The organism is Paenibacillus xinjiangensis (assembly GCF_059686975.1).
The window spans coordinates 84,044-109,744 of the sequence record NZ_JCAALS010000006.1; the positions used below are offsets into that span (position 1 = coordinate 84,044).

The 25,701-nt window shown below is 45.1% G+C and carries 19 protein-coding genes; 14 read left to right on the forward strand and 5 right to left on the reverse strand.

The features are described 5' to 3' along the window. Window positions 1-8 precede the first annotated feature (8 nt). From AC6ESP_RS08080 to AC6ESP_RS08090, 3 genes are all read left to right on the forward strand, one after another. Window positions 9-683: a response regulator transcription factor gene (locus AC6ESP_RS08080; protein WP_497096194.1), complete on the forward strand. Its 675-nt coding sequence runs from the start codon at window positions 9-11 to the stop codon at window positions 681-683. Then, window positions 680-2,044, forward strand: a complete 1,365-nt coding sequence (locus AC6ESP_RS08085; protein WP_497096195.1) for a sensor histidine kinase — start codon at window positions 680-682, stop codon at window positions 2,042-2,044. Before AC6ESP_RS08080 ends, AC6ESP_RS08085 begins: the two co-directional genes overlap by 4 nt. Window positions 2,045-2,216: 172 nt before the next feature. Further along, window positions 2,217-3,155, forward strand: a complete 939-nt coding sequence (locus tag AC6ESP_RS08090) for an alpha/beta hydrolase (RefSeq protein ID WP_497096196.1) — start codon at window positions 2,217-2,219, stop codon at window positions 3,153-3,155. 111 nt (window positions 3,156-3,266) lie between these two features. Here the strand turns inward: AC6ESP_RS08090 and AC6ESP_RS08095 are convergent, their stop codons facing one another. Beyond that, on the reverse strand, window positions 3,267-4,535 hold the full coding sequence (locus tag AC6ESP_RS08095) for an MFS transporter (protein ID WP_497096197.1): 1,269 nt from the start codon (window positions 4,533-4,535) through the stop codon (window positions 3,267-3,269). A 270-nt stretch (window positions 4,536-4,805) separates the two neighbouring features. On the opposite strand from AC6ESP_RS08095, the gene AC6ESP_RS08100 reads away from it, so the two are divergent. Both AC6ESP_RS08100 and AC6ESP_RS08105 read left to right on the forward strand, forming a co-directional pair. Then, a complete protein-coding gene (locus AC6ESP_RS08100) occupies window positions 4,806-5,387 on the forward strand; it encodes a TetR/AcrR family transcriptional regulator (protein WP_497096198.1) in 582 nt (193 codons plus the stop codon). A 701-nt stretch (window positions 5,388-6,088) separates the two neighbouring features. Continuing rightward, window positions 6,089-7,366 carry a BNR-4 repeat-containing protein gene (locus tag AC6ESP_RS08105; protein ID WP_497096199.1) on the forward strand — a complete coding sequence of 426 codons (1,278 nt, stop codon included), beginning with the start codon at window positions 6,089-6,091 and terminating at the stop codon, window positions 7,364-7,366. 52 nt (window positions 7,367-7,418) lie between these two features. Here AC6ESP_RS08105 and AC6ESP_RS08110 read toward each other — a convergent pair whose 3' ends face one another. The 3 genes from AC6ESP_RS08110 to AC6ESP_RS08120 are packed head-to-tail and all read right to left on the reverse strand — an operon-like array spanning window position 7,419 to window position 11,828. Continuing rightward, window positions 7,419-8,390, reverse strand: coding sequence for a sugar ABC transporter substrate-binding protein (locus tag AC6ESP_RS08110; RefSeq protein WP_497096200.1), 972 nt, complete (start codon window positions 8,388-8,390; stop codon window positions 7,419-7,421). Between the two features lie 4 nt (window positions 8,391-8,394). Next, complete coding sequence (locus AC6ESP_RS08115; RefSeq protein ID WP_497096201.1) at window positions 8,395-10,014, reverse strand: response regulator transcription factor; 1,620 nt, start codon at window positions 10,012-10,014, stop codon at window positions 8,395-8,397. Further along, complete coding sequence (locus AC6ESP_RS08120; protein ID WP_497096202.1) at window positions 10,014-11,828, reverse strand: cache domain-containing sensor histidine kinase; 1,815 nt, start codon at window positions 11,826-11,828, stop codon at window positions 10,014-10,016. Before AC6ESP_RS08120 ends, AC6ESP_RS08115 begins: the two co-directional genes overlap by 1 nt. A 254-nt stretch (window positions 11,829-12,082) precedes the next feature. Here AC6ESP_RS08120 and AC6ESP_RS08125 point away from each other — a divergent pair, with 254 nt between their 5' ends. From AC6ESP_RS08125 to AC6ESP_RS08165, 9 genes are all read left to right on the forward strand, one after another. Continuing rightward, entirely contained in the window at window positions 12,083-13,135 is a 1,053-nt protein-coding gene (locus AC6ESP_RS08125; RefSeq protein ID WP_497096203.1) for an ABC transporter substrate-binding protein, read from the forward strand. Window positions 13,136-13,218: 83 nt separating this feature from the next. Beyond that, the gene (locus AC6ESP_RS08130) at window positions 13,219-14,727 is read left to right on the forward strand and encodes a sugar ABC transporter ATP-binding protein (protein ID WP_497096204.1); all 1,509 of its coding nucleotides are present in this window, start codon (window positions 13,219-13,221) and stop codon (window positions 14,725-14,727) included. 5 nt (window positions 14,728-14,732) lie between these two features. Further along, complete coding sequence (locus AC6ESP_RS08135) at window positions 14,733-15,764, forward strand: ABC transporter permease (protein ID WP_497096205.1); 1,032 nt, start codon at window positions 14,733-14,735, stop codon at window positions 15,762-15,764. Then, window positions 15,754-16,731: a galactofuranose ABC transporter, permease protein YjfF gene (gene yjfF / locus AC6ESP_RS08140; RefSeq protein WP_497096206.1), complete on the forward strand. Its 978-nt coding sequence runs from the start codon at window positions 15,754-15,756 to the stop codon at window positions 16,729-16,731. The genes AC6ESP_RS08135 and yjfF overlap by 11 nt, the downstream gene beginning before the upstream one ends. A 133-nt stretch (window positions 16,732-16,864) precedes the next feature. Beyond that, window positions 16,865-17,935: an ABC transporter substrate-binding protein gene (locus tag AC6ESP_RS08145; protein WP_497096207.1), complete on the forward strand. Its 1,071-nt coding sequence runs from the start codon at window positions 16,865-16,867 to the stop codon at window positions 17,933-17,935. A 210-nt stretch (window positions 17,936-18,145) separates the two neighbouring features. Next, window positions 18,146-18,475: a hypothetical protein gene (locus AC6ESP_RS08150; RefSeq protein ID WP_497096208.1), complete on the forward strand. Its 330-nt coding sequence runs from the start codon at window positions 18,146-18,148 to the stop codon at window positions 18,473-18,475. Then, complete coding sequence (locus AC6ESP_RS08155; protein ID WP_497096209.1) at window positions 18,472-20,226, forward strand: ABC transporter ATP-binding protein; 1,755 nt, start codon at window positions 18,472-18,474, stop codon at window positions 20,224-20,226. Before AC6ESP_RS08150 ends, AC6ESP_RS08155 begins: the two co-directional genes overlap by 4 nt. Then, window positions 20,210-22,045, forward strand: coding sequence for an ABC transporter ATP-binding protein (locus AC6ESP_RS08160; RefSeq protein ID WP_497096210.1), 1,836 nt, complete (start codon window positions 20,210-20,212; stop codon window positions 22,043-22,045). The genes AC6ESP_RS08155 and AC6ESP_RS08160 overlap by 17 nt, the downstream gene beginning before the upstream one ends. Window positions 22,046-22,546: 501 nt before the next feature. Further along, entirely contained in the window at window positions 22,547-24,076 is a 1,530-nt protein-coding gene (locus AC6ESP_RS08165; protein ID WP_497096211.1) for a malate:quinone oxidoreductase, read from the forward strand. 116 nt (window positions 24,077-24,192) lie between these two features. Here AC6ESP_RS08165 and AC6ESP_RS08170 read toward each other — a convergent pair whose 3' ends face one another. Continuing rightward, window positions 24,193-25,575, reverse strand: a complete 1,383-nt coding sequence (locus tag AC6ESP_RS08170; RefSeq protein WP_497096212.1) for a catalase — start codon at window positions 25,573-25,575, stop codon at window positions 24,193-24,195. Window positions 25,576-25,701: the final 126 nt, after the last annotated feature.

The window sequence follows — 25,701 nt, forward strand, 5'->3', positions numbered from 1 at the left end:
GGAAACGAATGCCTACTATACTGGTTGCTGACGACGATGTGAACATTCGTGAACTTGTCTGTTTGTTTTTGCGCAAAGAAGGATTCACAACAGCCGAAGCTGCGGATGGTCAAGAAGCATTATCCGTCTATGCTTCAACGCCTATCGAACTTGTCGTGCTCGATATTATGATGCCGGTTATGGATGGCTGGACTTTATGCAAGGAGCTGCGAAGAGGCAATCCTGATCTTCCCATGCTTATGCTTACTGCGAGAGGCGAGACTTGGGAGAAAGTGAAGGGTTTCGAGCTTGGTGCTGATGATTATCTGACCAAGCCATTCGATCCATTAGAGCTGATGGCTCGTGTTAAGGCATTGCTGAAAAGGTATCGGATTGGCACAACGCAGATGATCAAGCTAGGTACTATCGTTCTCGATCGGCAGACATACAAAGTGACAAGAGGCTCGGAGTCGCTTAGTTTGCCATTCAAGGAGTTTGAGCTGTTATATAAGCTTGCTGGCACCCCAGGGCAAATCTATACACGTGAGCAGCTGATCGATCAGATATGGGGAATTGATTATACCGGAGATGATCGAACGATTGACGTACATATCAAACGGCTGCGTGAACGGTTCACGGATACCATTGATTTTCGTATTGAGACAGTGCGAGGGCTTGGCTATCGTCTTGAGGTGAACGAATGATCAGCTCGTTATATACACGTGTTGTACTTACCTTTTTAGTCTCTGTTATTGGGGGCACGATTATTTCCTTTTTTGTAGCTACCTCGGTATTCAAAGAGAAGCTGAATGAGAACCTGCGTATCCCCTTGCTTAACTTCGGTCAGGATATCGTCAAGATTTATGACACCTTGCCATTGCAGGAAGCAGAGTCCTTCATAAGTGAAATGAATCAGCTGAATTCCTATTTTATTCGTATTTACGAGGAAACAGGTCAGTTCCAGTCTTATGGAGAGGAGCATGTCGTCAATCCTGCAGCTGTGACAATGGAGCAAGTGGGAAAAGTGCTGGATGGAGAGGTTGTTCACGTTAATCCGATTGGTGTTTCTACTATTCTCCTAGGATTACCGTTGACCACTGAAACGGGAACGAAAGCGATATTCATAGAACCGATAGCCCCGCCATCCACTACTTTTGTTATAATGTGGATCATGCACTTTTCATCTTATTCGCTGATAGCAGGAAGCCTATTCATTGTCGTTGCCTCTATGTTTCTAATCAGACCGATCAAAAAGCTCACAGAGGCGACACGACTTATAGCAGCTGGAGATTTCAACGTCAAGCTGAACATTAAGCAAAAGGGTGAACTTGGAGCCTTGGCGCGCAGCTTCGAAGATATGATGCATGATCTGAATCAGCTGGAGCAGATGCGCCGAGAATTCGTAACGAATGTGTCCCATGAGGTTCAATCGCCGCTCACATCAATATCGGGTTATGCTATTGCGCTCAAGCAATCCGAAATCACCGATATCGAACGAAGGCGTTATCTCGATATTATTATTGCTGAAGCGGAGCGAATGTCTAAGATGAGTGACAGCCTTCTAAAGCTAAGCCTGCTTGAATCACAATCACAGCAGCTGCAGCTGGTCAAGCTTAGCTTAGATGAACAAATTCGACGTGTAATCGTTGCGGTTGGGCCGCAATGGTCAGCTCGCGGCATCACCTTCGAGCTCAATCTAAGGGCAGTCATTCTACTAGCAGATCATGATCTATTAAATCAGGTATGGACCAATATATTAGGCAATAGTATCAAATTCTCCAAGGATGGCGGTTCGATTCATGTAAGCATCAAACAAGACAGCAATAACGTAATAGTCCGAATAGCCGACTCCGGTATTGGCATTGCGCAAGAGGATCAAAAACGCATATTCGAGCGATTCTTCAAGGCCGATCGTTCACATAGTCGCAAGTATGATGGCAGCGGTATGGGTCTGGCTATTGCCAAACAGATCGTGTCACTCCATCAAGGTGACATCCGAGTGGAAAGTGCACTAGGCAAAGGAACGACTTTCATAGTTAGCTTACCAATTACAACGGCAAATTAATTAGTGAGGCTCCGGTATCAGGGCAAGCGACCTTGCATGTGACACATTAGCTTTTTTTCCTTATTCATATTCCGTTCATATTGGCGTCACGAGGGGGACATCTTCGTCATATAAGCTTGCTTAAGTAGCCTAGGGGTACTAATAAGCTGAGGACGAAGAAAGGAAATGAATAATGAAAAAGACGTTCAGATTTATACTGAAAGCATTAATAGTTATCGTTGTAGCAATAGGAGTGTTTCTAGCGATTGTATATATCGTTAATGCTGTCTCCAGCAAATCGGAGCTGACAAAAATAGAAGCCTATGGTCAGTTAATACCTGTCGACGGAAAAAACATGAATGTTCTGATTGAAGGGGACGGCGAAGAGACAGTCGTACTATTAACAGGCTATGGTACTGCAGCACCAGCACTTGATTTCAAGCCGCTTGTAGATGAATTGTCTCCATATTATCGAGTAGTCGTCATTGAGCCTTTCGGATATGGATTAAGTGATCTGACTGATAAGGAACGAACGACTGCGAATATGGTTAGTGAAATTCATGAAGCCCTGCAGAGCCTTGATATTGATCGATACATTCTTATGGGTCATTCCATTGCAGGGATATACGGACTAGACTATGTGAATAAATATGAGAACGAGGTCATCGCATTTGTCGGAATCGACAGCAGTGTGCCAACGCAAGGTGGTATGGATGTTGAATTCCCAATAAAAACGTTTGAATTTCTCAAAAAATCAGGATTAGCTAGATTGGTCGTGAAAATAAGCGGTGACCCCTATGCTGGGCTGCCATTTGATGATGACACAAAAGAACAAATGAGATTTCTTTCTCTCAAAAACATGAATAATCCAAGCAACCTGAGTGAAATGGTAAATATTTATCCCAATTTTCTAGGAGCACGGGATCTAGCATTCCCTAAGAGCTTACCTGTTATATTGTTTGCACAAGCGAATAATACAAGTGTAGAAGGATGGATTCCACTGCATGAAGAGCAGGTCAAAGATTTAGAGCATGGAAAAGTAATGACATTCGAAGCTGGTCATTATCTGCACCATACCCATTCCGAAGAAATTGTCGAGAACGTTAGAAGCTTTATGGAAGAAATAGAATAGGACAATAGAGAAGGACTCCCGCTGCTTCGGCAGGTGGGGAGTCCTTTTTGTTTAGTTGAGATGGCTCTGTGTGGCTTATTAACGGCACGAAAATAATGGTAATAACAGAGGTTAAATTCCACGAGGATGGCGGGTGAAGAACCATACTGCGATTGCTAGAGCACTGACAGCAGCACCGAATAGGCACACGCCGTCCCACCCTTTGTAGGCATAGATGCTGGTAGAAGCGATTGAACCGATAGCGCTGCCAATAGAATAAAAGATCATGTAGCCTGCAGTTAAACGACTGCGTGCTTCTGGGCGAAGGTTGAAGATGAAGCTCTGGTTCGTTACATGTATAGCTTGCACCGCCAGGTCAAGGAGAACTATGCCAATGATCAGAGAAAAGAATGAGCTGTCGATATAATGGATAGGTAGCCATGATACTAACAAGAGAAGGAGCGCAGCTCCGGTTGTCCATTGCCCTAACCCTCGATCAGCGAGGCGTCCTGCCCCAGCTGCAGCTAACGCACCAGCAGCACCAGCCAAACCAAATGCGCCAATTGCTGTATGGGAGAGAGACAGTGGAGGCGCGCTGAGCGGCAGCACCAATGAGGTCCATAATGTGCTAAACGCCATGAAGATGAGAAGAGCAAGTATAGCACGGATACGTAAGATTCTTTCTTGAGCGAATAGAATAAGCACCGAATACAGCAGCTTTGGGTAGGATAATGATTCTCTAGTCTGGTCATTGATGGGTAATACTCGGAATAACAGAATGGCCATGAGGAGCATTAACCCTGCAGAGGTAAGGTAGACCGAGCGCCAGCCCGCCAAATCGGTTAACACGCCTGCAACTGATCTCGCAAGTAGTATGCCAACCACGACTCCACTCGTTACCAAGCCGACAGTTCGTCCGCGCTTATCAGGGGCAGCCAACGTAGATGCGTACGCTACAAGCACTTGCGTCACTACCGCAAGCAATCCAACCATAGCTAGACCGGAGAATAGTGCAGTAATGTTGGGAGCAAGGCCAACCACAGTCAGGGCGACTACTGATAACATCATCTGGCCAACGATAAGTCGCCGGCGATTTATTAAATCACCAAGCGGTACAATCAGAAATAATCCCAGCGCATAACAAATCTGAGTAATGGTAATGACGATACCAACGGACGAATGGCTGATATTGAATTCACTTGCCAGCGAATCGAGCAGCGGCTGAGCATAGTAGATGTTGGCGACAGCAAGGCCGCAGGCAATAGCGAACAATATTTCGATATAACGTGGCCTATCTTTGCCTCGAACGGACTCAGGCTTGCTGCGCGTTCCTTGAACCAGTACCGCGTCTACAGTATTTTCATTGAGGAGGATCTTTGGTGTTGGTTGAGGCTTATCCATTGTACACACTCCATTGTTATCAGTTTGGAAATTATCATTCATTACGTACCGAACAGTATGTTATGAATGAGGTAACTATAACTTGGTTAAATGGATACTGTCAAGAGAAAATTGAGCAGTAATATTAGTCCAATAGGCTGGGTTGAGCCAAGCAGCTTCCGCCAATATAGAGGAGTCATCTGCAAGAATCAGCTGAATTTGACATCAAAGAGGAGGGAGATTAAGATAAATAATATACTGTTCGATATATAACGAAATGAGATGATAAACATGGTTCGACCTCGGGAATTTGATGAGGATAAGGCGTTAGACGCTGCATTGCAGCTATTCTGGGAGAAAGGCTTCGAGGCCGCCTCTCTGAGTGAATTGACAGCTAGAATGGGCATACAGCGTCCAAGCCTCTATGCTGCCTTTGGAGACAAAAAAGCACTGTTCGAAGCATCGCTTCGCAAATACACGAGTTCTCATGCTTCGAGTGCTCGCGCCAAGCTTCAGAACAGTTCCTCTGTAAAAGAAGCATTTCGTAAATATTTGGAAGGAGTGGTCCAAGAAGAATATGAAGGAGTATACAATCGTGGCTGCTTCTGCATCAATACAATGGTAGAGCTTGCTCCTCATGATGAGAAATTCGAAATTCTTACTAGAGAGCATCAGATGTATCTCTCCGTAATATTCCAGGAGGCCATTGAGCGAGGTATTCAATCCGGTGAGCTTACAAGAGGGATAGGTGCCAAAGCATTGGCACAGACCTTAGTAGTTCAGTTAATTGGACTTACTGTATTGATGAAGTCTCGCCCTGAACGATCCTTTGTGAATCATTCAGTCTCGGTCATTCTGTCTTTACTTAAATAAACGTTCTTGAATTCTAATAAAGGTTGTTTGGAAGGAGAATTGGCATGAGCTTCCCTCAATTAGAAGGTGACAGAATCTCATTAATTCCACTTGAATTAGAGCACGCAGAGTCGTTATTCCATTGCTCGCAATCTTCTCTTATCTGGTAAATTATTCCTACACAACAGGAACGGTGTATTCGATTGCGCCGTTTTCCTTAACCGTATAGGTCAGGTCCTCCATCGATGAGCTATGTAAACCCTCTTGATCAAAACGGATGGCAGGTGAGCACGGACAGCAATGTTATACAGAGGCACTATATCTTCAATCACCTCGACACGTGCTTTGATTACAGGAGCGGCATATAGCAGATGGTCGGGTGATTGGAGAGAATGCCATCCGACTTAGGGTCCTTTCTTGGTGGCATTGTAGCTCCGAGGGTACACTACTTTTTTTGTGCCTGACTAGGCCCAATTGTTGGTACACAAACTATTATACGTCATCCTGTATCGATCAATCTATTGCAATGCAGCAGAGTAGATCGTTCTATTCCAAGTGCAAATGCCTATTTTTGTTCTATTCACAGCGGTATTTTGTTTCTATCGAGGATAGAAGGATCATGTTAAGCTAGATTCGGCGCCGAAATAAAACGTTTTACCAGCAGTTTTTATGTAAACGCTTTATTTATTGAGAAACCCTATTAATAGTTGGAGGCGGTACGTGTGAAAAGAAGCAGCGCTTGGAGAATATGGCTCACTGTTCTTACACTTGTTATGATGATACCAGCGGGAATTGGGAGTGCAGCAGCAACATTGACAGAGGTTCCTTATACGATTGATTTCAGCAATCAAGCAGGATGGTGGTCTCCACTCGATACGTATGGTACGGGCAATGAATATGCCTATATGGCTTATAATGCACCTGGAAGCACAGCAGGCAAGCATAAATTGTATATTGCAAGAAGAGACGGAACAGGGACCTGGAGCAATATCCCTGTCATGGACGGATCTAACGTCGCTGAATATATCGATGATAATGGACATAATCAGCCTTCCATAGCAAGAGATGGCAGTGGGCGATTCCATGTATTCGCCTCTATGCATAATAATACCTGGCGCTACTTCCGCTCAGATACAGTTGGTGGGGCTCCCCAGAATCACTCGTCAGATATGCCAGATCCCACGATGAAGGTTACTTATCCCGTACTAACAACAGCACCTAATGGAGACTTGTATCTATTCGTCAGGGTAGATAAGGATGCAGCGGGCAAGCGAGAGGGGATACTATTGCGGTGGAACAATGCTGAATCAACATGGAGTCAGATCGGCATCATTGCCTCTACACTTAATCGATCCGTATATCCAGATGATCTAGTATTCGATTCCAATGGCGATTTGCACATCTTGTTCGAGTGGGCTCATTTCGCTGCCAGCGCCTTGCGCCATGATCTTACTTACCTGAAATACAGCCCGTCAACAGGGGTTTTCTCCAGAGCAATCGGCACAACAGTATCTATTCCAGTCACACTCTCTACAGCCGATATTGTTCAACCATTAGCACCAAGCGAGGTTTATGTTCAAGGCGGTGACGATCCAGCGGGTCCCGGCATACAGAGCGCCAAATTAGCGGTTGATGCTTCCAATAGCCCGATTATCGCTTATCGCTATCGAGAGGAAGGAAGCACGAACTTCGCCATTAAGCAAGCGAAGTACGGTTCAAGCGGCTGGGCACGGCAGACCGTCTACGATGCTACTGCGACGAGAGCTGCTATCGACGTCACATGGATGGGTACGGAGGCCAGAATCTATTATGTGAAGTACAGTGGAACTGATCGTGCCTACATGGCCGTGAACGCTGGAGGAACGAGCTGGACTGCAACCTCATTGGCTCCAGGAATACCTATCGAGCGAATTGCGGTGGAGCGCAGCCCCAAAGGCATAGATATTCTATACATGGTGGATATCACGAATCTGAAGCTTTATTATGGCAGGAATGGATAATTATAAATAGCAAGAAGGAGCGGGCAATCAGCCTGCTCCTTCTCGTTATATTTCAGTTGTTTGTTGGTTCCGTTAGAGAATCCAAGGTTACCTCTTGAATACCTGTATCAATATGTACAGGAATTATCTCCTTATTGAGAGCTTGAATGAATTGGGTAACGATAAGATCGCCCCAGAGCTGTTCGTTCTGAGAGATGACGGAAGTAATCTGTCCGTTAATAATCGCTTCTCTAACCTTAGGCATCATACCATAGGCTAGTGAATTACGATTCAGACCTTTCGCCTTCCATAGTAGAATGGAAGCGGTACTGGACAAAATATCGAGTGTAATTAACGTATCGAAATGTGGGTGGTTATCGATCATTTGCTCCATATCAGTTAGTGCTTTTTCGGATGATCCTTCATTGTAACTGACCTCAAGCACTTGAATCTCGGTATAATCACTCAAATATTCGAGCATGCCTTCAAGTCGCTCTTGTTGACTGGGAGAGCTTGATTTCCCTGATTCAACAAGGATCATGCCTCGTCCTCTTGTAAGCTTGTCGACCAATTCTCCCATCCGTCTACCACCTTGATAATGATCCGGTCCTATATAGGACAAACGTTTGCTGCTCGGCGAATCAACCTCGAAGCAAATGACCGGAATTCCAGCTTCGACTGCCTTATTGATGACTGGGACAAGCGCGATGGGATCAATCGGACTAATAGCAATGCCATCGATCTTTTGCTTGATCATAGTCTCCATAATCCGGATTTGCTGCTCTAGGTTAATATCCTCGGGTGCCTTGACGACTAATTGAACGGAATGAGAGTCCGCTGCATTCTCCGCAATTTGTGTAATTTCTTCATAGAAGGGATGAGCGACCGGATAGATAATACCAATTGTAAAGATAGGTTGCTGCTCCTTGTTCTCTATTGACGTTGACTTCGTAAAATATGATGAATTGGATTTCTCGCAGCCTGCCATTACGATTAGAGAGGCAACGATTAGCACAGCTGCAATTTGTCTAGTGAATAACGGCAACTTACTACTGCTCCTCTCTATTGGGAGTGGGAAGCTGTTTACTAAGCTGACCTTGTTGGCGGAATTGCTTCGTTGTCATGCCTGTTACTCGCTTGAATAGATTCGAGAAGTAGTGTGCATCGTTATATCCCACCCTATCCGCAATCTCATAGGACTTGGCATGTGTCGTTTGAAGCAGCTCCATTGCTTTATTGATTCGTGTGTGCGTCAAATATTCGATGAAGGTCTGACCAATTTCATGACTGAATACCTTACTGAGATGCCCTGCGCTAAGGTTCACATGATCCGCGGCATCTTGAAGGGAGAAGTCTTGTTTATCGTAATTCTCATGAATATACTTCTTCACCTTAATTAACATATTCCCATACTTATCGGATGCATCAGAGCGCCAACTCCAATACTGCTCAGCTAATTGAATGAGATAAGCACAAGAATCCTCCCAGGAATGAATCGTCTCAATCCTTCTCTGAAACGATTGGAGAGGAGCAGCCAAATGCTCTATATTCGTATACGTGCTGCGAGCGGAACGGAACACCTCAAGGGTTAGATCATTCAAGATGTAATACCCAATGAGTGACGAATGCCAATCCATGTTCTGGAGAACCGAAGCGAAGGAACGGATGAATGGTATGACATTGGCAGGGGAGCCCAATTTGAGAAATTCGATATATTGTGTTCGGTCCAAAAAGATCGATTGTTCGAGAGAGCCACTGTTATATTCGAAAAGGGAATGTCGGTTCTGCCTGGATAATCGTCTCCAATACATATCCTCCATCGCTTCTAGGAAAGAGATATGTATACCCTGCATACGGTCTTGTATTCTACCAATTCCGATGGACATGAGAGAGGGGGAGTCAGTAATCGGTTGATTCTGGAAGTATTGATAGGACTCTAAATCTTGTTTTAATTGCTCGGGAGACTCTCCCTTCACAATCCATACGAATTCCGTCTTGCTTCGCTTGAACATTAGGATGTGATCGCTTGTAGGAATAGAGAAAGGAATCCTATCATTTCCAACTTTCATCAGCTCTGTCATGTCTTCTTGAGGTGTATTGGAATGTTCCAGCTTACGGAAATCTGCTGTAACAACGATGTAATAACGAGCAAGCAGATTCAAGTCTAATTTCGAGCTTAAGTGAATGGCTTCAGAGGTCGGGATGAATCCACTGCATAGATCATTGAGCAGATTGCTTACGGTTAGGCTGGACTGTTGCTGCTGCTGCTCTATTTGCTCTTTTTCTTGTCGTTCTTTATCAATCTTTTCACTAACCTGGTGAAGGGTCTGGAGCAAATCAGCCGAGCTGATCGGCTTAATGCAGTATTCGTCTACGCCTATTCGTAACGCGCTGCGAGCATAATCGAATTCACTATGCCCGCTTAAGATGACAATCTTAATATCGGGCCTATTCTTTCTTACGATTGAGCTCAGCTCTAAACCATCCATGAATGGCATCTTAATATCGGTTATAAGAATATCAGGCTGGAATTGTTCAATCATCGGAAGGGCGAGCTCTCCGTCAGAAGCATCTCCGCAGAAGAAGAGTCCTTCTTTTTCCCATTGAATGGTGTCTCGAATCGTCTCACGGATTAATATTTCATCATCAACGAGCAGTACTTTCTTCATCACATATTCCCCCCTGACCTCGGTATACGAATGGTTACTTGAGTTCCTTCATTAAGCTCGCTGTCAATGGTAACACCATAGCTGTCCCCATAGTAGAGTTTAATACGCTGCTGTACATTATGAAGACCGAAGCCACCTGACACTTCGTTGCCAGTCATCTCAGGGAGCGTCTCATTGGCTATATAGTCACGGATCTGCAGCAGCTTATCTGTTGACATCCCGATGCCATTGTCTTTGACGAGAAGAATGATATCTCCATTTGGTTCCAGGCAACTGCTGATGCGAACCATGCCTTTTCTACGTTTGTTTTTGATACCGTGATAGATGGCATTCTCTACAATCGGTTGCAGAATCATCTTCAGGATGGGATAAGCATGCAGCTCTGCATCCACGTTGATCTCATAATCCAGAATATCCCGATAGCGCATTTGCTGGATAACTAAATAACTATGAACATGCTCGACCTCCTTGCCTATGATCACCCAATCACGCCCTTTGCTGAGCGAAATACGGAAGAGCTTAGATAAGGACTGAACCAGCTGAATGACTTGTTTATGATTGCCGGCTTCAGCCATCCAGACGATAGAATCTAATGTATTGTACAAAAAATGAGGATTGATCTGCGCCTGCAATGCGCGAAGCTCTGCTTTTTTGATAGCTTCTTGCTCTTTAATGCTCTGATCGAGAAGCATTCGAATTTTACTTAACATGATGTTGAAGTTGTAACCTAGTTCAGCAATTTCATCCTTACCTGTTGGTATGATTTTGGCTTCGAGATATCCAGATGCTGCCAATTTCATTTTGTTCTTCAATAACTGGATGGGATGCGTCAGTCTCGATGAGATATAGAAGTGCAGACCAAGTGTGAAGATAAAGCTCAATAGGACGGTGATAATCGTTAGCATACGGATGGAATTCGCATCTTCTACAATTTCTTGAAGAGGCACATATCCCACAATAGACCAACCGGTCATTAATGAAGGAGATACAAATATGAACTTTGGTTTGCCTGCTGAAGAATCCGTATAGCTAGTATTAGAACTGCCTAATACAGATCTTAGATCAGATGGCAGCGGCAATTGTATCGTTGTATCCAAGAAGGTAGGGGTGAAGATGGGATTGCCTTGTGAGTCAACCACGAAGAAGAAACCAGACTTACCAATGGTCACATGATCACAAAATCTCTTCACAATCTCATCGTCCAAATCAATAACAATGAAGCCAATAACTTCATGTGTGATCTGCTGTTTCACAGCAGCCATAATAGTGATTACATTGGTATTCGAATATTGGAAACCGTCTATACGATCAAGATTGGTTGCTTCGGTAGGGGAGATATTCAATACCTCGTCAGGATGATCTATTAGATAGCTTAAGTGCTTGTTGCGTAATGGATTCTTATCGAGTTGAAATACGCCTTTTCGCTCGCTAATTCCTCTTCCATACAGGTTAACCATCGTAATATTGATTACGCTTTCATATTGATACGTCTGACGGTAAGAATCCATCGTTCTTAGGATTTGCTTGGCATCTTCGTAGATGTCCTCTTGTGAGAATAGGAATTGAAGGACCTGTGCATTATTGCCAAGCTCGAGCAGCCTTCTTGTGTCTGTGAATTGAACATCAAGATCTCCTGCAAGCTGTTCTGCTGATAGCAGCGCAGCTGCTTTGCTATTGTCAAACACAGTGTTATAAGAAATTTGGTAAGAAATGAGTCCGACTGCAATAAGGGGGATACAGGTCAGAATAATAAACATCGCAAGCAATTTAATACGTAAGCTTGAGGCAATCCAATCCGCGTATTTCTTTATCATTATAGAAGAAGCCTTTCCTTTGTGCTGGATACAATCAATATAACAAATATTAGAGATTATGGATATGGAAGCGAACTAACATCGCATGAAATAACAATTTTCGCTTAAAAAAATACACTTTTGACCTGATCCACAACAGCAAATCCTTAAAAATACACAAGAAATGAGCTTGAAACTCCGTATCAAGCGGATTGAAAGCGTTCTACAATTGGGCTACACCGAGCAAATGGTGAATGATAGGGAGGAATGAACAGATGAAATGGTTATCAAAAAAAATGGGGGCTCTTGCTGCAATTTCCTTAATGCTGGTAGTTACTGCGGCATGCGGGAATAATGGCAATTCAGGTGGCAACAACACTGCTGGTGCTACCAATACTCCTGCTGCAGCTACTGATGCACCTGCTGCAACAGATGCACCTGCTGAAGCGAAGACAATATCTCTTGGGTTTGCCCAAGTAGGTGCAGAGAGCGGATGGAGAACAGCGAATACGATCTCAATTCAGGAATCAGCGAAGGAAGCAGGCTTCGATCTCAAGTTCTCCGATGCGCAGCAAAAGCAAGAAAATCAAATCAAAGCTATTCGTACTTATATTCAACAAAAAGTGGACGTCATTGCTTTCTCCCCGGTGGTTGAATCCGGTTGGGATACGGTATTGAAAGAAGCGAAGGATGCGAATATTCCAGTCATTCTGACTGACCGGGCTGTTGATTCGCAAGATACTTCCTTGTATGTGACGTTCATTGGCTCTGACTTCGTAGAGGAAGGCCGTAAGGCGGGCAAATGGATGCTGGATAAATTCAAAGATGCAGCAGAGGACATTAACATCGTAGAACTCCAAGGAACGACAGGCTCTGCTCCTGCTAATGATCGAAAGGCAGGCTTTAGCGAAATCATCAAGGACAATGCACATCTGAAGGTCATTGCTTCACAAACTGGAGACTTCACACGTGCAAAAGGGAAGGAAGTTATGCAAGCATTCCTCAAAGCACACAAAGATATCGATGTGCTGTATGCACATAATGACGACATGGCACTCGGAGCTATTCAAGCTATTGAAGCAGCAGGGCTGAAGCCAGGCGTAGATATTACGATTATTTCCGTTGATGCGACTAAAGACGGGATGACAGCTGCCAGTGAAGGCAAAATCAACTTTATCGTAGAATGTAATCCACTGCTCGGACCGCAATTGATGCAAGCTGTCAATGATGTGCTCGCAGGCAAAGAAATTCCGAAACGCATCGTTACAGAGGAAGGTACATTCACTTCAGAGGAAGCGCTGAAGGTGCTCCCTGAACGTCAGTACTAGAACATAGAATGAACAAGGAGAAACCGCTCCAACTGTACATTTAGTGTTGGAGCGGCTTTTCTATATAGGAAAGGAGTTATCTAATGAGAGATGATCATCCTGTACTGCAAATGTCCGGTATTCATAAACAATTTCCCGGCATCAAGGCTTTAACTGATGTTAACTTTCGGATGTTTCCAGGAGAAGTCCATGCACTGATGGGAGAAAATGGTGCAGGCAAATCGACACTGATAAAAGTGTTGACTGGGGTTTATTCTGTCGATCAAGGGGAAGTGCGCTTAGACAATAAGCAGCTCCGAATAAGCAGCCCTCTAGATGCACAACTGGCGGGAATTAGCACGGTGTATCAGGAGGTCAATCTTTGTCCCAATCTTTCTGTAGCTGAGAATATTTATATCGGCAGGGAACCGCTCCGCTTCGGTCGGATTCAATGGAAAGAGCTCAACCGCAATGCTAAGGAACTGCTCCGAAGACGCTTAAATCTGGACATCGATGTGACACTGCCCCTACACACATATTCGGTTGCTGTACAGCAATTAGTTGCGATTGCAAGAGCGGTTAGTATATCTGCCAAAGTGCTTATTCTCGACGAACCTACGTCCAGCTTGGATCGAGGCGAAGTGCTGCAGCTGTTCAGCGTAATAACGAGACTTAAGAACGAAGGTCTGGCTATTTTGTTCGTCACACATTTTCTAGATCAGGTCTATGAAATTTCAGATCGAATATCCATTCTTCGTAACGGAGAGTTTATAGGAGAGCATCTGACGAAAGCTCTCTCTCGAATAGATCTGGTATCCATGATGATCGGTAAGGAGCTTCATCTTCTGGAGGATCTGCCTAAGCTGCCTTGGGCTGAACTAGATAAGAAGGAGGTTCTATTAGAAGCCTCCTCTTTGGGTAAGAAAGGGTCCATTGAACCAACTGATCTCACGATACACAAGGGTGAAATTGTCGGACTAGCAGGCCTTCTAGGTTCAGGAAGAACCGAGCTTGCCAGATTGCTCTTCGCAGCAGACCGAGCCGATTCTGGTATTCTTAGGTTCTCAGGAGCACCTATATCCATTCATTCTCCAAGGCAGGCTATTGATCAAGGTATTGCCTTCTGCTCGGAGAACCGCAAAACCGAGGGTATTATTGACGAATTGACGATTCGAGAGAACATCGTTCTTGCGCTTCAGGCAACACAGGGGTGGTTCAAGGTTATTCCTAGGAAACGCCAAGATGAGATTGCAGATCAATATATCGGTGCTCTCAATATTAATCCTCCGAATCCCAATCAATTCATTAAAAATCTGAGCGGCGGGAATCAGCAAAAGGTGCTATTAGCGAGATGGCTGCTGACTAATCCTAAGCTCTTAATTCTAGATGAGCCGACACGGGGAATCGATATTGGCGCCAAGGCAGAGATTCAGAAGCTGGTGCTGTCCTTAGCTCAGACGGGAATGTCGGTTCTATTCATCTCCTCGGAGTTAGAGGAGGTTCTCCGGGTAAGCGAGCGAATTGCCGTGCTGAGGGACCGGCACAAAGTACTGGAAATGTCCGGACAGGAAATCAGTCAGCAAAATGTCATGAAGGCGATTGCAGGAGGTTGAGTAGCATGGTAAAGCATCATTTGTTTTGGCCAGTGAGTATGTTGATGGCATTATTGCTATTTAATTTCATTTACTCACCAGAATTCTTCTCGATTAGAATGAGAGATGGGCATCTATATGGCAGCTTAATCGATATATTGAACTTTGGTTCTCCGCTTATTCTTGTAGCAATTGGTATGACTGTAGTGATTGCGACGAAAGGCATCGATCTATCCGTCGGTTCAATTGTTGCAATCTCGGGTGCAATAGCTTGTTTAACCATCAGCAAAAGCAGTGATCAGAATACAGTAGGTGTGCTGATACTATCCATTGCAATCGCTCTGATAATGTCCCTGCTGCTTGGACTATGGAATGGCGTTCTGGTCGCTAGAGCAGGTATTCAGCCCATCATTGCAACCTTGATCCTAATGGTTGCGGGACGCGGTATCGCTCAACTGATTACAGGAGGACAGATTATTACGGTAAACAGCTCTAACTACGGCTTTATAGGCTCGGGATCACTTGGCACACTGCCTTTCTCTATCTTCATCGTCGTGATTGTATTTATTATTGCAGCTGCACTGACACGCAAAACAGCACTCGGCATGTTCATTGAGTCAGTCGGCTGTAAACCAACAGCTAGTCTTATGGCTGGTGTACGCTCACGTACGGTTATGCTGGCTGTATATATGTTCTGCGGAGTATGCGCAGGTATCGCAGGCTTGATCCTCAGCTCGAATGTCTCGAGTGCGGATGGCAACAATGCAGGCTTGTGGTACGAGCTCGATGCCATTCTTGCCGTCGTTATCGGAGGAACTTCACTGAATGGGGGAAGATTCTATCTGGCAGGTACAGTAATTGGCGCTCTGATTATTCAGACGTTGACTACAACGATCTATATGATCGGAGTTCCGCCAGAAATTACTTTGGTGGTAAAAGCCTTTGTTGTGCTGTTAGTATGTCTGATTCAATCCGAATCGTTCCGCAAATCCTTAGTGCTGCGCTGGAGAACACGTCATTATCCGGCAGAGAGAGAGGTCAAACGTCATGCTTCTTAACCGCAAATATATTTCCATATATGTGACCTTTGGTTTATTCGCCTTGATGTATGTTGCAGGCTCCTTCCGGTATACTGGATTTTTCTCCCTACAAGTTATTCTTAATCTATTCATAGACAATGCATTCTTACTCATATCGGCTGTGGGAATGACCTTCGTTATTATATCAGGTGGGATCGATCTGTCCGTCGGTTCTGTTATCGCATTAACGACGATGATCTCTTCGTCTCTACTGAATGAGGGCTGGTCACCAGCGATTGTCATTCCACTCGTTCTTATATTTGGAACCATGTTCGGATGGGGAATGGGGGCGATTATTCACTATTTTAAAATTCAGCCATTCATCGTTACACTAGCTGGTATGTTTCTCGCGAGGGGACTATGCTATGTCATTAATATCAATACCATAACGATCAACAATTCATTCTACACAAGTGTGGCGCAGACAAAGATCCGTCTGCCAGGAGGGAGCTTTATCTCGATAAGTGTGATTATTGCGCTCGTTGTTGTAGCAGTAGGCATATACTTGGCTCATTATACACGGTTCGGACGCAATGCCTATGCGATTGGCGGTAACGAGCAGTCAACTATTCTAATGGGCTTGCCTGTTGCTATAACCAAAATGGGAGTGTATGCTTTCAGCGGGCTTTGCTCAGCATTAGCTGGTGTCGTATTTACTTTCTACATGCTGTCCGGCTACGGTCTGCATGCCATGGGCATGGAGCTGGATACAATTGCAGCTGTCGTGATTGGAGGAACTTTACTGACAGGCGGTGCAGGTTACATTGCGGGTACGTTTTTCGGAGTCTTAATTCAAGGAGTTATTCAGACCATCGTTAGCTTCGAAGGGACGCTTAGCTCTTGGTGGACCAAAATAGTGATCGGCCTGCTGCTATGCCTCTTTATCTTGCTTCAGAAGATATTAAGCGAGCGGAAATGGTCGCATCGGAACAATGCAGCGTTATAGCTTGAACGACTTTGACAGACAATGGTGACATTGTCTGCTAAAGTCGTTTTTGGGTATACCTGTTGCCACTATGTTGTAAGCGCTTTATACTTGGCATATCCCATATATACAACTTAAAGGAGATGGGGGTCTTATGCTTCGCAGATCTATTCTTTCATTGTGTAAAAGCAAGGTCTTTCTGCTGCTCCTAGGAGTTACCATTATTGCAATGGGTATATTCATAACGATGAAGATTGCACACCCCTCTCATACCATTCGTGAGGATCGGATCGTATCTCCAAGTGAAGGGCGGCTGAATCCTGAGCTTGAGACTACGCCCGTTCGTCCGATTGTATTAGGCTTCTCGCAGCTAGGTTCTGAGAGTGAGTGGCGAACGGCCAATTCAACCTCTATACAAGAAGCAGCTAAGGAAGCAGGGATCGAGCTGCTATTCGAGAATGCTAATCAATCACAGGCAAAGCAATTCGAAGCCATCCGTTCATTTATTAAACAGAATGTGGATGTGATCGCCATCGCGCCTGTAATCGAATCTGGCTGGGACCCGATTCTGCAAGAGATCAAGCAATCCGGAATACCACTTATCATATTAGATCGGTTGGTAGACGTGAGTGATCCCTCGTTGTATGTGACCTTCATAGGCTCCGACTTTTATGAGGAAGGCCGCAAAGCAGGTAAGTATCTCATTGATAAGATGAGCAACAGGGAGGATAAGATTGGAATAGTGGAGCTTGGTGGGACTGTGGGCTCGACTCCTTCTATTGCCAGAGGCAGAGGCTTCAGAGATGTGATTATAGGCCAGGAGAAGCTGACCATATTGAAGAGTGAGGCAGCAGACTTCACTTTTATCCAAGGGAAAGAGGTAATGAGCTCTTTCTTGGAAGAGATGGGGACAGGAATCAAGGTTCTATACTCGCATAATGATGATATGGCACTTGGTGCGATTGAAGCGATAGAAGAGTACGGCTTGAGACCGGGAAAGGATATTATTATTATTTCAGTGGATGGCACACGTAAAGCGTTCAAAATGATGGTCGAAGGAAAGATGAATAGTGTAGTAGAGTGCAATCCCCTGCTAGGGCCTAACTTAATGCAAGCTGTGAATGAAATTATACAAGGCCGCAGTCTACCGAAACGTATCATCACACCAGAGAGTATATTCACAGAGACGATGGCAGCGGAAAATGTGGCGAATCGAAAATATTAATCCTTACTAGTAACGATAGATTAACCGAAAGAGCTGGGTACTTTTCGATTGAAAAGGGTTTAGCTTTTTTGTGTTTTTATCCAAGCTGCTATTCAGCTCTCCAGAATTCCCGTTCCAAGATACATGTTGACGGATGGCATGATTTTGTATACATTTGTATACATTAGAGGTGTGTATACAAATGTATACGATTATTGAGGAGGATATACGATGAGAGAAGGACATGGACACAAAGGCAGGCATGGTCATCGAGAGCATTGTGAGCATAGTCATCATCCCAACAAAATCGCTCAAACCTTCCGACGTGGAAGAGCCATCGCATTTCTAGATACGCTCAATACTAATCGAGCGACTTTACTGCGGCAGCTGGATGACCCAAGCTTTGAAGCCATTAAACCGGTCATTAGCGGAGAATTGAAAGCAACAGAGAAGATTATCGATGAATTCATTCAGATGTTCCAGCTTCATGAGCTACTATCAGAAGAGCCTTCTTCCACGGATACAGTAAACGAAGAGGACAGAGGAAGTGATAAGAATTGAAATCTGAAGGTGTGTTGAAGCCTTATTTTAAGAAAACATGGCATATCTATCTCGCGTCGATTACGCTGCATGCAATCTCCAGCATTGTATTCGCGTACTTCCCGAAGGTATTAGGCGATTTCACGGATAACCTGAAGACTGGAAGCTTAGTGAGTGATGATCTCGTTCGGTATAGTCTTATATTGCTGGTGATTGGCGCAGGGTATGCGTTCATCGGAGGATATGGCCAATATCTCGTCATGTATGTAGGCAGATTGTTCGAATACATGACACGCGGTCGGCTGTTCGCACAATTCTCGGGGCTCAGCGAGCAGTATTATTCGAAGAATGGCGTAGGCAAGATGCTGAGCTACTTCATGAATGATGTTACAGGCGTTAGGGAATCAATCTCGATGGGGATTAACCAAATGGCTATGGCGTCGATGCTCTTATTCTCTTGTGTAGGGGCTATGATTCTCAGCGATATCCCGCTCTATCTTATTGCAGCCTCGGTAGGTCCGCTGCTTCTTATCCCTTGGATTGTGATGCGGCTAGGACCTGATATTCGCAGGCGGTCACTTAAGGTACAGGAAGCGCTTGGCGCGATGACCGAATCAGCCGAGGAGCAGTTCGGTGGGATAAGAGTCACTAAGAAATTCGCAGTCGAGCCCGTTATGATCGGCAGATTCGGCACTTATGTGGACCGGATACGCGACAATCAGTTGTCTCTCGTACGCATATCCTCGCTCTTCCAAGCTCTCGTGCCGTTCCTCGGATCATTGTCGTTAATTATGGCATTAGCGCTTGGCGGTTACTACACGGTTAATGGCACCATTACTCTCGGTAACTTCGTCGCACTCACCTTGTACGTCCGGATGCTGATGAACCCGTTGCAGCAGATTGGCAATGTCATTAATACCGTACAACGCTCACGCGCATCCTTGCAGAGGCTTAATGAGATCATTGCCATACAGCCAGATATCGTTGAAGCAGCAGATGCAGTGCCTATTGAGCTTGAGCACAGCACCATACGTATTCAAGGACTAACCTTCACTTATCCAGATGCATCACGGCCTGCTCTTGAGCATTTGGACTTAGCAATCGAGCCTGGCATGACACTCGGCATCGTAGGGCGAAGCGGCAGTGGGAAGACCACACTTGTCAAGCTGCTGCTGCGAACCTATGAACCGCCAGCAGGGACCATTCAGTTCGGAGGGACGGACATCCGCAAGACGAAGCTGGAGAGCCTCCGAAGTCAGATCGCTTACGTACCGCAGGACAGCTTTCTCTTCAGCACAACGATACGCGACAATATTTCCTTTGCGAGACGGACTGCGACGCAAGAAGAGATTGATTCTGCAGCCAGACAAGCAAGCATCTATGACAATATCATCGAACTCCAGGACGGCTTCGAGACAAAGCTTGGAGAGCGGGGAATTACCTTGTCTGGAGGGCAAAGACAGCGAACAAGTCTGGCGCGCAGCTTCATTATGCAAGCGCCGGTTATGATATTGGATGATAGTGTCAGTGCCGTGGACGCTGTAACTGAAACCGAGATTATTCAGACTATTCAAGAGCAGCGTCGTGGTAAAACAACGATTATCATCGCGCATCGAATTAGCGCATTGAAGCATGCAGATCTCATTATCGTCCTAAACGAAGGAAGAATCGTACAGCAAGGCAAGCATAAGGAGCTGCTTGAACAATCGGGGCCATATGCTGAGCTTCATGCGATTCAAGAGGAGGGACGCCAGCATGCCGCAGGTCAGTAACAATCCGATAAAAGGAAAGGCGGACCATGGCAAACAGCCGAAGCCCCAATATCGATCAGCCTTTCGAATCTTAAGCTCTTATATAGGACCACACAGACGCACTTTCGCGCTTGTTGTGCTCTGTACGATCATTGCGGTTGCATCCGAGCTGTTCCAGCCATACTTAGTAAAGGTAGCGATCGATGATAACTTGATGACGGGCAACAATGATTACGGCAGTATTCTTGTAATCTGCGCAATCTACTTGGGATTATCCATAACGGGATTGCTGTTTACTTACCTGCAGAATAATTTGCTGCAGTCCGCAGGACAAAGTATCGTGGCTAGAATAAGGAAGCAGTTATTCGAGCATATTACCAAGCTGTCTATGAAGTATTTCGATAAGACGCCAAGCGGCAGCTTGATTACTCATATTTCAAGTGATACGGAAGCCATAAACCAGTTTTTCAACCAAGTGCTGCTGACGCTGCTGCGTGACGGCCTTACATTGATCTCTATTCTTGTTATGATGTTTTATCTCGATGCAACTCTCGGCTTATATTGTCTTCTGCTGCTGCCGATTATTGCAATCATTGCCGTGTCTTTCCGTTCGTTCATGCGCACTACGTATCAGATGGCACGTACCCGTCTATCCCGTCTAGTATCGTTCGTAGCCGAAAACCTGTCCGGAATGAGCCTGATTCAAGTCTTTCATCAACAAAAGGCCCAAGCAGAGCAATTCAATGAGCGGAATGAAGCGTATTTCAAAGCGAACCTTAGAGAAATTCGCACGATGGTTGTATTTAACCGGACGTTTGATCTATTGGGCAACTTAACGATTGCATTCGTCATTTGGGTTGGGGGCAAGGCTGTATTAGGCCAAACACTCGAATTCGGAGTTTTATATGCATTCATTACGTATATTCGTCAATTTTTCCAGCCTATTAATGCTATTACTCAGCAATGGAACACCCTACAGTCGGCTACGGTCGCTGTAAACCGAATATGGGGCGTACTCGATACCGAGCCCGATATCCAAGATCGTGCTGAACCACTTCAAGTGAAGAAGGAATCCATACAAGGACGCATTGATTTCAATAACATTACGTTTGGCTATGAGGATGGTTCGACTGTATTCCGGGGTCTCGACTTCCATATTCATCCTGGACAGATGATTGGTATCGTAGGGACAACTGGTGCAGGCAAAAGCTCATTAATGAGCCTTCTGTGCCGATTCTATGACGTTCAGGAAGGCAGTATCCTCATTGATGGCTATGATATACGAGACTTCTCACAGGCACAGCTTCACCGAATCGTTGGGCTGGTGCAGCAAGAGCCTTATCTCTATGCGGGCAGTATCATTGAGAATGTAAGGATGTTCGACGAGTCGATCTCACGAGAGCAAGTCATTCGTGCATGTGAATTCGTAGGAGCGGATCAGTTAGTAAGAAGCATGAAGATGGGCTATGATACGATATTGTCGGAGCGCGGCAGTGGATTGTCGGCAGGCGAGAGGCAGCTTATCTCATTTGCACGAATCATTGTTTTCCGCCCGGGCATTCTTATATTGGACGAAGCAACTGCGAACTTGGATTCTCAGACAGAACAGCTGGTGCAGCAAGCACTTAAGGTCGTATCCGAAGGCAGAACAACGATCGTCATTGCGCATCGCTTATCGACTATCATGCAAGCTGATCGGATTATCGTTCTTAGACATGGGGAGATTGTAGAAGAGGGAACGCATTCAGAGTTGCTGAACTTACAAGGCTATTATGAGGAGCTGTATCGTCATTCACAAGGTGAGGCGAAACAGCAAGAAGTGCCAGCGGCTTCAAGATAGTAGAGCATGATAATTGTGAACTTCCTTTTTGTGTGTTGAATGTAAGGGGGAGGGGGAGTATAATAAAGGGCGGACAATGCCTGTTTGCTAACTTCTGCTTACATGAGGCAAGCTCTATGACTGGCAGCGGTATTAAGCTAACGGGTGAAGATAGCTTAATAAACAAAAGAACCAATGGCAGCCGAACACTCGGCTGCCTTTTTCTCAAGTAGTGCACTATACAATTGAATAAGTTTTTCCAAGTTAAACATGAGTAATGCACAGGATTATTTAAACAATGGATGTACGAAAGATTACATGTGTTAATCAAGTGAAATAAGCTAAAAAAAAGTGTTCCAGAGCATGTGCAATTATTTAAATCTATAAATAATAGTGATACACTATTATAAGGTTATTATTGATCCAGAAAAGATGAGTGACCTAGGTCGCGCCCTGGCATGCAGTGGCGCCTAAGCAGGATCGCCTCCTTTCTGCAAAACGTAGGGGATAAGGACGGTAAAGATGAGCAACAGACAAACAAAAACAGACGTTATCTTAATTGGTGCGGGAATCATGAGTGCGACTTTGGGGTCATTGCTGAAAGAATTAGTACCGGACTGGGAAATTACAGTGTTTGAGAGGCGCGAGACGGCAGGAGAGGAAAGCTCTAATGAATGGAATAATGCGGGAACGGGGCATTCTTCATTATGTGAGCTTAACTATACGGTCGAAAAACCTGATGGGTCCATAGATATTAGCAAAGCTATTAAAGTGAATGAAGAGTTCCAATTATCCAAGCAATTCTGGTCTTATCTTGTGAATAGCAAGCTGATACGCAATCCGCGGGACTTTATTGTGCCGGTACCACATATGAGTTTTGTACAAGGTGAACAGGATGTAACGTTCTTAAGAAAACGTTATGAAGCATTGTCTACTAATCCGCTGTTCCAAGGAATGGAATACTCCGAGGACCCGGCTAAGCTGGCAGAATGGATTCCACTGATGATGAAAGATCGTACTTCGAATCAGCCTATTGCGGCAACGAGAATCGAATCAGGAACAGATGTCAACTTCGGAGCGTTAACTCGAATACTATTTGACCATTTACAAGAGAAACAGGTCGATATCAAATACAAACAAAATGTTGATGATATTAAACGTACTAGCGACGGCATGTGGGATTTGAAAGTACGCAATGTCGATACGGGTATCGTGGAACGTCACACTGCAAAATTCGTCTTTATCGGCGGTGGTGGAGGGAGCCTTCATCTGCTGCAGAAATCCGGCATTCCTGAAGGAAAAGGAATTGGAGGATTCCCGGTAAGCGGGTTATTTATGGTGTGTGATAAGCCGGAAATTGTAGCACAGCATCGTGCGAAGGTATATGGGCAAGCTCCTGTTGGTGCTCCGCCAATGTCAGTGCCGCATTTGGATACAAGAGTTATCGACAACAAAGAATCACTGTTCTTCGGACCATTCGCCGGCTTCTCACCTAAGTTTTTGAAGCATGGTTCCATGCTTGATTTGATTACTTCCGTGAACACGAACAATCTTGTAACGATGATGGCAGCAGGCGTCAAGAATATGTCTCTGACAACTTATCTGATCAAGCAATTGATGTTGTCGAAAGAGAAGCGTATGGAAGCGCTGCGTGAATTCGTCCCGAATGCTAACATCGAGGATTGGGATCTATTGGTAGCTGGACAACGTGTTCAGATCATAAAGGATACTGCCGCTGGCAAAGGAACACTGCAGTTCGGTACAGAAGTTATCAGTGCAGCTGACGGCTCGATAGCCGCTTTGCTAGGCGCATCTCCGGGTGCTTCTACCGCCGTTTCTGTCATGCTCGAAGTCATCAATAAATGCTTCCCAGAGCATGCGAATGAGTGGGAACCGAAGATTAAAGAAATGATTCCTTCCTATGGCTTATCATTGTTGAAGAATACAGAGCTTCTCCAAGAGAATCATACAGCAACAGCGCAGTCACTTGGCTTAAGCCATAGCGCGTCACAAGAGAAGGCTCACCAGACCGTTTCCTATCTTATAAGCTAGTATTATTGTCTAGTTACACAACCTCAAGCGGCATTTCCGCTTGAGGTTGTTTGGGTTATACCTGAGTGATGATCCTATGCTCGGCATTCGGAAGTGCGATAAGCGATTCCATCGTGTTATTGATGCATCTCGATTTGCCGGGCAACTCGTTCCCCCAGCTCTGCCAAGGCATTGGTTAGATAGCTCAGAACAATGCACTGTGTGGCATGGGATATGCCCGTGAGATCAGCAGCAAGATTGCCTACTAAGTGATCTTGTTGAGTAGGGGATAGATCGTTGTAGAATTGTCCAGCTTGACTGAAATTATCGGGCTTCGATATGCCGGACCGCATAAGATGACCCTCAACATAACGACCATTGCCGCTTGTCACAAGGGATTCGGGCGTCCAGTCCTTCTGGTGATTGACAGGGATTTGTCGGAAGTCAGGACCAAGCCTCCGACGCTGTGAATCTGTATATATATTAGCGCGGCCCTGAAGCATTCTATCATCCGAGAATTCGGCTCCCTCCAACAAATTGGAAGGTGCAAAGGCGATTTTCTCGACCTGCTCCATATAGTTATCGGGATTGCAGTTCAAGACCAAGCGTCCCACCGGAATCATCGGATATTGGAGATCATCCCAGATCTTAGTATCATCTAATGGATCATATGGAAGACTAGTTTCATCACTAGGGTTCATCAGCTGAACGTAAAGCCCATATTCAACGGTTTCCCCCTTGGCAAGAGTGTCATATAGATCCTGACCAGCTATATCGGGATTCTCTCCAGCTAGCCGAGCAGCCTCTTCACGGTCAATGTACTGTTCACCAGCAAGAGGTATCCAATGGTATTTCAAATAACGCCGAACGTTCTGTGCATTCCTCCAAACGTAAGTGTTCACACTATGGCCTCGAATGTGGCGAAGGCTCTTCACTGTACCAATGTCAGAGTAGAGCCAGAGCAGAAAATTAGTGGATTCAGGCGCTCTAGCTACAAAGCTCCAGAACCGTTCTGGATCAATTAGGTTGTTCGCCTTAGAAGGCAGGAAGGCCTTGATTGATTCCGGAAACCGCACGGCATCGCGTACGGAGAAGACAGGGATATGATTGCAGATAAGATCAAAAACGCCATGCTCTGTGTAAAATTTGGTAGAGAAGCCGCGGACATTCCGCGAAGTATCCGGGGTGCCTTTATTGCTGACGGCAAGTGAAAATCTGACAGTTACAGGGACTTGCTGGCCGAGGCTTTGTAAGAAGCACAGCTTCGTATATTCCGTCATGGAATGAAGCGTCTCGAAGTACCCAAAAGCACCATAGCCTTTGACATGTACAGGTCTTTCAATGATTTTGGTATGTACGAAAGTCTCTAGTGTCTCATGCAGGATGTTATCCTGTTCCAGCACAGGGCCTCGCTCACCTACGGTTTGTGAATGTAAGGCCGCAGGTAAGTCTCCCGCCCATTGATCATTGTGAAGAGCTTTGTTCACTGTATCCTCTGAACTATAGTTCTTTTTATCCATCGTTACCCTCCCGTATACTTGTCAATTGTTCTCTGATACCTAAGCTTATGCGGAGCTTAATTCCAATTAGAATATACAAGCCAAGTACGATGCGACGACGGTATATTTTCAGTAGAACCTATATAC